The organism is Polaromonas sp. (genome assembly GCF_041689105.1).
Lineage (GTDB): Bacteria > Pseudomonadota > Gammaproteobacteria > Burkholderiales > Burkholderiaceae_C > Polaromonas.
The window spans coordinates 1-6,279 of sequence record NZ_JBDNGU010000209.1 but is presented as its reverse complement, the minus strand read 5'-3'; the positions used below and the strand labels follow the sequence as shown (position 1 = coordinate 6,279).

Below are 6,279 nucleotides of genomic sequence, written 5' to 3'. Positions count from 1 at the left end.
TCTCGGGCGGCCTGGCCGGGCTGGCCGGCGCCATCGAGGTAGCGGGCCGAACCAGTTACGTCACGCTCGACATGTCGCCCGGCTACGGCTACACCGGCATCGTGATCGCCATGCTGGCGGCGCTGAACCCGCTGGGCGTGGCGGCCGCGGCGGTGTTTGTGGCGGGCGTGCTGGTGGGAGCCGACAGCATGAGCCGCGCGGTCGGCCTGCCGACCTATATTGCGGGTGTGATTGTGGCAGCTTCGTTGATTTCGGTGCTGGTGGCGACGTTGATGACGCAATACCGGGTGGTGCGGGAGCTCAGGTCATGAACTTGGCACCTGACCACGCCCCCCGGCTTGTCATCCCGGACTTGATCCGGGATCCATGTCAGCGCACCTCCCGCACCGTTCGGGCTGAGCCAGTCGAAGCCTGTGCAAGCTTGCGCTTCGGTAGGTCTTCCTGCAAGCCGGGTCTCGCCCCGGCGGGCGACTCACTTTCTCTTGCTTCGCCAAGAGAAAGTAAGCAAAGAGAAGGCGACCCGATGGTCTGGGTCCCTCCGCTTCGCTGCGGGCAACCTGCGGTGCTCGCCGAAAGCGGGGTCGAGCCCGAACTCGCTGCGCTCAGACAATCGCTCGCCCTGATCCACTTTCGGCTGCGCTCCTCGGCCCAGCCCGACGGGTGGGGAAACGAAAGCGGATGCGGGGAGGCGAGGACGCGCAAAGCGCGTCCTCGCCAGAGCCCGATGGCGATTGCGCTCCCGCCCCCACCGCCCTTCTGTATGCGCCGAGGAGCGCAGGGCCAGACGGATCAGGGATCGCGATTGTCTGAGCCGAAGGCGAGTTCGAGCGAGACCCCGGCTGGACCGAGCACCGCAGGTTGCCCCCGTAGCGTCAGCGCAGGGGGACGCAGACAGCAGGGTCGCCTTTCTTTTGCTTACTTTTCTTTGGCGAGACAAAGAAAAGTGAGTTGCCGCCGGGCAACCCCCGGCCTGCTGAGCGGGCCCACTACAGGCAGTTTTCCAACCCTGCGGAGAAATTCACAACAAAATATGCCCCCAGCCCTCGCCAGACGGGCGCAATCAGCTATGTATTTCATAGCATCACAGAGCCACCAGCGATGATGGAACTGCTCGACATCCTGACCGCCCCAGCCTTCTGGACCGCCGTGCTGCGCATCGCCACACCACTGATCCTCGGCACGCTGGGCGTGCTGCTGTGTGAACGCGCCGGCGTGCTGAACCTGGGCATTGAAGGCATCATGGTCGCTGGCGCCTTCAGCGGCTGGCTGGCGGTGTACCTGGGCTTGCCGCTGTGGGCCGGCGTCGGCGTGGCGGCGCTGACAGGCGCAGTGTTCGGTCTGCTGCACGCCTTTTTGACTGTGGGGCTGGCGCTGTCGCAACATGTCTCCGGCCTGGGTATCACCTTGCTGGCGACCTCGCTCAGTTATTACGGCTACCGCGTGAGTTTTCCGAAAGTCGACACGCCGCCCACCGTCACGCCGTTTGCGCCCATGCAGTGGCTGGACGGCACCGGCCTGACAGCGCTGGCGGCGCAAACCCCCATGACCCTGTTGGCGCTGTTGCTGGTGCCGACGATCGGCTGGGTGCTGTACCGCACGCCGGCTGGCCTGGCAATACGCATGGTCGGAGAAAACCCGCAGGCCGCCGAAGGCCAGGGCGTCTCGGTCGCTGCCACACGCACGGTCGCCATCGTCGCCGGCTCGGCGCTGATGGGCGTGGCCGGCGCCTTCCTCACGCTGTCGGCCTTCAACGCTTTTTTCTTCAACATGGTCAACGGTCGCGGCTGGGTCTGCGTGGCGCTGGTGGTGTTTGCCTCCTGGCGGCCCGGCAAGGCGCTGCTGGGTGCGCTGCTGTTTGCCTTTTTTGACGCGCTGCAACTGCGCCTGCAAACCGCCGGCATCGTCAACGTGCCGTATCAGCTTTACCTGATGCTGCCTTACGTGCTGTCCATTTTGGCGCTGGTGCTGGTCGCGCGCAAGGCGGCGTATCCGCAGGCCTTGATGAAACCTTACCGCAAGGGCGAGCGCTGATGCCGCCGTATCAACGGGTTGACACCATCAGCCTTGACGTATAGACTTGTTTCTACATTGCAATGAAGGATCACGCCATGACCACCCCCGCCATCAGGGCCGAACAGACCATCCAGGAATGGGGCAACGGCCTGGCCGTGCGCCTGACGGCGCCCATTGCCCGGGCCGCAAGCCTGGTGCAGGGGACGTCTGTGCTGGTAGAGGTGGTTGATGAAGGCGTTCTTCTGCGCGTGATCGGCAAGCCAAAGCGGACCCTTGCCCAGAAACTCAAAGCCTTCGACCCTGCCACGCATGGCGGCGAGGTGGCAGTGTCCGGTCGCGTTGGCGCAGAGCTGTTCTGATGGCAGCGGCCACCGCCTGGGTCCCCGACCGGCAGGACATCATCTGGATCGACTTCAGCCCCCAAGTGGGCCAGGAAATGAGGGACTTACACCCCATGCTGGTGCTGTCGCCGAAAGCCTTCAATGACCGGACCAGCCTGGTGATCGGCTTGCCGATGACCACGTCCGCCTCCAACGAGAGCAATCCTTTTGCAATCAGATTTTCCGGGCCAAAAGGCATCACCAGTTATGTGCTGGCGCATCAACCAAAATCCCTGGACTGGCGCAAACGCTGCGCACGGGTGCACCCGTGGAAGCAGGCAACGCCCGCTGTGTTAGCCGAGAGTTGCGAAGCCCTCAATCAAATCATTGCCATCGGTCAGTAAGGCGCCCACATGCTAGACCTTCTCATCACCAACGCATCCCTGCCCGACGGCCGCACTGGCATGTCGATTGCCGTGCAGAACGGCAAGATCACCGAAGTCACCGAGGGCCCGATTCCTGGCGCGCAAGCGGCGGAAACGCTAGATGCCGGCGGCTACCTGCTGAGCCCGCATTTTGTGGACCCGCACTTTCACATGGACGCCACGCTGAGCTATGGCCTGCCGCGCATCAATGAAAGTGGCAAGTTGCTGGAAGGTATCGCTGTCTGGGGCGAGCTGAAACCCATGCTCAAGGCCGAGGCGCTGATTGAACGCGCCCTGAGTTACTGCGACTGGGCCGTGGCCAAGGGCCTGCTGGCCATACGCAGCCATGTGGACACCAGCGATGCCAGCCTGCTGCCGGTGGAGGCGATGCTGGAAGTCAAAAAACAGGTGGCGCCCTATATCGACCTGCAGCTCGTCGCCTTCCCGCAAGACGGCGTGCTGCGCAGCAACGACGGGATCGAGAACCTGAAACGCGCGTTGGACAAAGGCGTGGACGTGGTCGGTGGCATTCCCCATTTCGAGCGCACCATGGCCGAAGGCGCGGCCAGCGTCAAGCTGCTGTGCGAGATCGCTGCCGAGCGCGGCAAGCTGGTGGACATGCACTGCGACGAGTCCGACGACCCGATGAGTCGCCACATCGAAACCCTGGCCTTTGAAACCCAGCGCCTGGGCCTGCAAGGCCGCGTCAACGGCAGCCACTGCACCTCCATGCACAGCATGGACAACTACTACGTGAGCAAGCTGCTGCCGCTGATTGCCGAGAGCGGCGTCAGCGTGATCGCCAACCCGCTGATCAACATCACCCTGCAAGGCCGTCACGACAGCTACCCCAAACGCCGTGGCATGACCCGCGTGCCCGAGCTGATGGCCGCCGGCGTCAACGTCGCCTTCGGCCACGACTGCGTGATGGACCCCTGGTACGGCATGGGCAGCGGCGACATGCTCGAAGTCGCACACATGGGCCTGCACGTGGCGCAGATGACCAGCCAGAAAGGCATTCGCCAGTGTTTTGATGCGGTGACAGTGAATGCGGCGAAGGTGATGCACCTTGAAGGCTATGGCATTGCGCCAGGGTGTGATGCGAGTTTTGTGTTGCTGCAGGCGCGGGATGCGGTAGAGGCGATCCGGTTGCGGGCGAATCGCTTGAAGGTTTGGAGAAACGGCAAGCTGCTGGCCGAAACGCCAGAAGTCAAGACGGCATTACAGCTGCCACAGAGACCCGGAATCGCAAGATTTATGACTTCGCATTAGCGGCGTACGACTGAGGCATCACACCGGCAACAAATTTATCGATTACCGATAAACGGTGTAAGATCAGCCCATGATATTTTCATTCAGGTGCAAAGACACCGAGGCTCTGTTCAAAACCGGAAAGTCAGCGGTCTTTTCTCGCATTTTGAAACCAGCAACACGAAAGTTGACCATGCTGGAGGCAGCTGTCACCCTGGATTTTTTGAGGTCACCCCCTGGTAATCGGCTGGAAGCTTTGGTTGGCAAACGCGCCGGTCAGCACAGCATCCGGATCAACGACCAATGGCGGCTTTGTTTTGTCTGGACCGACGAAGGCGCCAAGGATGTGGAAATTGTTGACTACCACTGAGCGGTTTGCTCGTGGCTTTTGAAAGGTTTTACTCATGATCAAAAATTCAATGCGTCCCGTACACCCCGGAGAAATCCTTCGGGAAGAGTATCTGGTGCCCCTGAACATGACAGCCAACGCCCTGTCCAAAAAACTCGGGGTAACGGCATCACGCATCAACGAAATCGTCAAGGAAGAGCGCGGCATTACGCCAGAAACAGCTTTGCGCCTGGAACGCTGCTTCGGTGGTGACGCCCAGTCGTGGATGAACCTGCAGACGATGTATGACCTGAAGCTTGCCGAGAAGGCAAAAGCTAAAGCCATCATGAAAGAAGTTGAAGTCATGACCGATGACGAGAGATTCGCGTTCGGGGCGTGATTGCCCCCCCCAAAAACCCACGACCTAAACGCCGCGCATGCCCCGTGCACCCCAGCGGATGACCGCCGACCTCAACGTCGCCTCAGGCCACGACTGCCCCTGGTACAGCGTGTGCTGCGACTACATGCTCGAAGTCGCGCACATGGGCCTGCATGTGGCGCAGATGACCAGTCAGAAAGCCATTCGCCAGTGTTTTGATGCGGTGACGGTGAATGCGGCGAAGGTGATGCACCTTGAAGGCTACGGTATCGCACCGGGGTGTAACGCGAGCTTCGTGTTGCTTCAGGCGCGGGATGCGCTGGAGGCGATTCGGTTGCGGGCGAATCGGCTGAAGGTGTGGAATAAGGGCAAGTTGCTGGCTCAGACGCCGGAGGTGGTGGCGAGCGTGCAGGTCACAGGCAGGCCGACCACGGTGAAGCAAGGTAGCTAAGTGCTCAGCCGAGATTTGCATCAGGCGAAGATCCCAGACGTTCTGGTTCGCTTTGGAGAGATAGTGGGCGAGCAGGTATGGCTTGAGCAGGCGGCCAAAGTAGCCGTTGAAATGAAAGCGCATCCTGAGCTTGGCGAGCACCTCCTCGACGAGAACCGGGTTGTTTTTGCACTTACAGAGTGCACGATCGCTGCGTACAACAACCACGGTCGGCTAACGTGGGAAATGACGCACCAGCCGCAGTATCTGGAGGCTTTTGTCTTCGCTTGGCGGGTAGTGCAGCTTGCGCAAGCTGCTAGTCGGCTGACGAATAAGCGGTACTCAATCTTCATCAAACGCGTACGCGAAGCGTTGCGCGCCCCGCAGATGATCAAGGCGATGCAGATGGAGGCAACAGTCGCAACGCATTTCGTCGCAGCTGGTAGGCGGGTATTGTTCCCGGAGATAGGCGCTGGCTCAGAGACTTTCGATCTGTTGGTTGAAGACTTGGGGCCTAAAGGTTTAGAGATCGAATGCAAAGTCGTGACTGCGAACAAGGGCCGCAAGATCCATGTTGCAGAGTCACGCGAATTACTTACGCTTCTGGTCGCACAGCCCTGCGTCCAACTTGCTGCAGCGCGAGGAGTTGGTGGACTCGCGATCCGAGTGACCGTACCCAAACGTCTGCCTGATCGCGGGCAGTGGGACGAGCTCTGTCGCGGCGTCGCCAAGGTGGTTCTATGCGGCCGGTCGAGTCGGCTTCCCGACGGTACGCTTGTGAGTCTGTTCGATTTCGACCCAATGGTTTTGGGAAAACTGAAAACACCCCCTTCCCCGTTGATGCGCAAATCGATCGAAGAGATCACTGGCGCCGAGAATCGACACTGCATTTTTTTTCGGCCGCGAGAAAACGCCGGAGGGATCGTGGCATTGGTTTTGGACAGTGAGCAGCCTGACTCAATGCTCCATGAGCTCTTTCAAACATTTGAGGACTCAGAGATCGAGAGTTTTTCGGAAACCAACGGGGCTGGCGGCTGGGCCGAAGGTTTTGGCGATTTCATCGACACGTCGATGTGCCAAGGGGTAAATGCGTTTGATCGACGCTGAATCCGTTCTGGCGGAGCCCATTTTTA

General features: G+C 60.6%; 7 protein-coding genes and 2 pseudogenes. All 9 read left to right on the top strand.

All coding sequences use genetic code 11. The features are described from left to right. Window positions 1-311 (top strand): annotated as a pseudogene (locus tag ACESMT_RS20450) (ABC transporter permease); the annotation flags it as partial. A 787-nt stretch (window positions 312-1,098) separates the two neighbouring features. Further along, window positions 1,099-2,031, top strand: coding sequence for an ABC transporter permease (locus ACESMT_RS20445; protein WP_372828435.1), 933 nt, complete (start codon window positions 1,099-1,101; stop codon window positions 2,029-2,031). A 77-nt stretch (window positions 2,032-2,108) separates the two neighbouring features. After that, window positions 2,109-2,372, top strand: coding sequence for a PbsX family transcriptional regulator (locus ACESMT_RS20440; protein WP_372828434.1), 264 nt, complete (start codon window positions 2,109-2,111; stop codon window positions 2,370-2,372). Then, window positions 2,372-2,737: a type II toxin-antitoxin system PemK/MazF family toxin gene (locus ACESMT_RS20435; protein ID WP_372828433.1), complete on the top strand. Its 366-nt coding sequence runs from the start codon at window positions 2,372-2,374 to the stop codon at window positions 2,735-2,737. Before ACESMT_RS20440 ends, ACESMT_RS20435 begins: the two co-directional genes overlap by 1 nt. Before the next feature lie 9 nt (window positions 2,738-2,746). After that, complete coding sequence (locus ACESMT_RS20430) at window positions 2,747-4,030, top strand: amidohydrolase family protein (protein ID WP_372828432.1); 1,284 nt, start codon at window positions 2,747-2,749, stop codon at window positions 4,028-4,030. A 70-nt stretch (window positions 4,031-4,100) separates the two neighbouring features. After that, window positions 4,101-4,379, top strand: a complete 279-nt coding sequence (locus tag ACESMT_RS20425) for a type II toxin-antitoxin system RelE/ParE family toxin (protein WP_372828431.1) — start codon at window positions 4,101-4,103, stop codon at window positions 4,377-4,379. Between the two features lie 34 nt (window positions 4,380-4,413). Continuing rightward, a complete protein-coding gene (locus tag ACESMT_RS20420) occupies window positions 4,414-4,737 on the top strand; it encodes a HigA family addiction module antitoxin (protein WP_372828430.1) in 324 nt (107 codons plus the stop codon). 37 nt (window positions 4,738-4,774) lie between these two features. Beyond that, a pseudogene (locus ACESMT_RS20415) lies at window positions 4,775-5,167 on the top strand (amidohydrolase family protein); the annotation flags it as partial. Beyond that, window positions 5,168-6,253 (top strand): hypothetical protein, encoded by a 1,086-nt coding sequence (locus tag ACESMT_RS20410; RefSeq protein WP_372828429.1) that lies wholly within the window; start codon window positions 5,168-5,170, stop codon window positions 6,251-6,253. Window positions 6,254-6,279: the final 26 nt, after the last annotated feature.

What these genes read in the sequence shown, in the direction of transcription:
- ACESMT_RS20445 (WP_372828435.1), top strand. Translation starts at nt 1,099, where the DNA reads ATGATGGAACTGCTCGACATCCTGACCGCCCCAGCCTTCTGGACCGCC.
- ACESMT_RS20440 (WP_372828434.1), top strand. Translation starts at nt 2,109, where the DNA reads ATGACCACCCCCGCCATCAGGGCCGAACAGACCATCCAGGAATGGGGC.
- ACESMT_RS20435 (WP_372828433.1), top strand. Translation starts at nt 2,372, where the DNA reads ATGGCAGCGGCCACCGCCTGGGTCCCCGACCGGCAGGACATCATCTGG.
- ACESMT_RS20430 (WP_372828432.1), top strand. Translation starts at nt 2,747, where the DNA reads ATGCTAGACCTTCTCATCACCAACGCATCCCTGCCCGACGGCCGCACT.
- ACESMT_RS20425 (WP_372828431.1), top strand. Translation starts at nt 4,101, where the DNA reads ATGATATTTTCATTCAGGTGCAAAGACACCGAGGCTCTGTTCAAAACC.
- ACESMT_RS20420 (WP_372828430.1), top strand. Translation starts at nt 4,414, where the DNA reads ATGATCAAAAATTCAATGCGTCCCGTACACCCCGGAGAAATCCTTCGG.